The following is a 1,998-nucleotide window of genomic DNA, read 5'->3' as shown; positions in this document are numbered from 1 at the left end:
ATAAAATACTAAAAGGCTAGGTAGAATGTCTATATAAGACAGCCTACATAGCCTTTTAACTTACAATTTACGGGTAACTAATAATTATACTAGGAAGTTTATATTTTAAATAGATTAATATCTATTTAAAGTCTTTTTTAAATTCATCAACTAATTTTTTTTCATCTGCTTTGCTTAATTCATTATCTTTAACAAATTGCTTCATTCCTTCATCAAACATTTTGTTAAATTCCTTTATAATTTCGGCACTTGATTTGCCTTCTTCTTTTTCTATTTTAATAAGTATCTTTTCACAATCTTTTAAGAATTTTATTTTTTCTTTAGCTTCTAACTTAGTTTCATGTTTTAAATCTTTTATTGTATCTAAGTCTAATTTCTTTTCAGCTCTTGCAATACTTGATGGTTCATCAGTATCTTTAGTTTTTTTAATTTCTTGTTTCATCTTTCCAAGTTCATCAAGATCATTTACTTTTTCAGTTTTGATGCCTTCTTTAACTCCTTTAAAGAATTCTTTTGTTTCTTTGATTTCTTCCTTTTCATTTTCTTTAATATCTTTAACATCATTACTCATTTTAAATTCACCTCAATTTTTTTAAAAGATATTTATATAATTTATAATGTAATACTCTAAAGCTCCTTGAAGGAACTTTAGAGCATTATATTGTATGGCTATAAAAGGGGGATGGGGGGTTAAGTAGATTAATATTATATTAAGGATAAGCATTAAATTTTTTTTATTTAAAAGAATATTAATCTACTTAACTTATTCTTACTACATGTTTATTATAACAAGTAAAACTCAAAAAAGTTCATGTGTAAATCAAGTTTAATAGGTTTATAAGTAAATGTTTAAAATTGGTAATATTTGTTCATTTATGACTCAAATAATAAGATTTGAAATAGACTTTAAACAAATATATTTAAATTTAAACATAATAAAGAAATCATTTATTTATGTGGTAATATAGTAAATAATTTTCAATTAAATTATAGAGGTGGTATAAAAATGAAAACAAAAGAGGTAGAGTTAAATATTAATAAAGATAATGCAGTTTATATTTTACAGATGGAAATAAACAAGCTATCTGATATAACAGGAGCTAATTCTATAAAGCTTGCAATAGAGGAGATTTTATCAAAGCTTGATGAGGTTTTATGTGATGAAAATTTGAAAAATGTTTTTAAGGAAAAAGAAGAAGAATTACTTAATGATGATGTTTTAAAAGCAAAGGAAAATGTTATAGATTTTCTTAAAACTTTAATTTATGAAATAAATGATAAAGCTTACAATGATGTTAAGAGCATCTCTGATGAAACAGCAATTAATATTGTTGAGAATGCTTTAAAAATAAAAAATAATAAGTAAAAATATAAAAGATGGGTTGTATTAAAAACAACCCATCTTTATTTATTTAAATAAAATTTTCTTATTAGGATTTTTAGTTAAATTTTCTTTTAAATAAGTTTAATATTTTCTTTTATCAACTCTTTAACATAATTAAGTTTTTAGTTGATTTCTATTTAAAATAAATTTTTTATTTTAAAGTATTTAAAGATTAAAAAATTTTTCTCAAAAATTTATATAACTGCATATATGTAAAGTAGATGAAGTTTTATAAGGGAGTTGGTTTTTATGAGAAAAATAGTTTTAGGATATTTACAAGAGGAGGCTATAAAATTAGGGATAGACCTTAAAGATTTACAAATTATTAGGTACATTTATGATTTTATAAAATTAGGTTTTGTTGTAAGTAGGGAAATTGATGGGGAAAAATTTTATTGGATAAAATCATCACATTTACTTAAGGAGCTTCCAATACTTGAAATAAAAAATTGTGAAGTATTAAGAAGAAGGCTTAAAAATTTAGTTGAACTTAAAATACTTGATTATAGGTTAGTTAAAAAAGGTGGATTATTTACTTTTTATAGGTTTGGAGAGAATTATAAATTATTACTAGCTAGGGAAGAAGAAATTAATGAGTTTAATTTTAGATTTAA

2 protein-coding genes and 1 pseudogene are annotated in these 1,998 nt (G+C 22.3%); 2 read left to right on the top strand and 1 reads right to left on the bottom strand.

Going from position 1 to position 1,998, the window contains the following annotated elements; genetic code table 11:
* Positions 1-121: 121 nt before the first annotated feature.
* A complete protein-coding gene (locus tag Q4E08_RS10065; RefSeq protein ID WP_303130667.1) occupies positions 122-571 on the bottom strand; it encodes a hypothetical protein in 450 nt (149 codons plus the stop codon).
* 435 nt (positions 572-1,006) lie between these two features.
* Between Q4E08_RS10065 and Q4E08_RS10060 the strand changes: the two genes are divergently transcribed.
* Both Q4E08_RS10060 and Q4E08_RS10055 read left to right on the top strand, forming a co-directional pair.
* A complete protein-coding gene (locus Q4E08_RS10060; protein ID WP_303130665.1) occupies positions 1,007-1,366 on the top strand; it encodes a hypothetical protein in 360 nt (119 codons plus the stop codon).
* Positions 1,367-1,633: 267 nt separating this feature from the next.
* Positions 1,634-1,998, top strand: a pseudogene (locus Q4E08_RS10055) (hypothetical protein); the annotation flags it as partial.

The sequence above is a fragment of the Clostridium sp. genome, from assembly GCF_030532265.1.
Taxonomy (GTDB): Bacteria; Bacillota; Clostridia; order Clostridiales; family Clostridiaceae; genus Clostridium.
This window is presented reverse-complemented; position numbering and strand designations above follow the sequence as displayed.

Bases quoted from the DNA above. Each gene is read 5' to 3' on its own strand.
- Q4E08_RS10065 (WP_303130667.1), bottom strand. From the start codon at position 571: ATGAGTAATGATGTTAAAGATATTAAAGAAAATGAAAAGGAAGAAATC.
- Q4E08_RS10060 (WP_303130665.1), top strand. From the start codon at position 1,007: ATGAAAACAAAAGAGGTAGAGTTAAATATTAATAAAGATAATGCAGTT.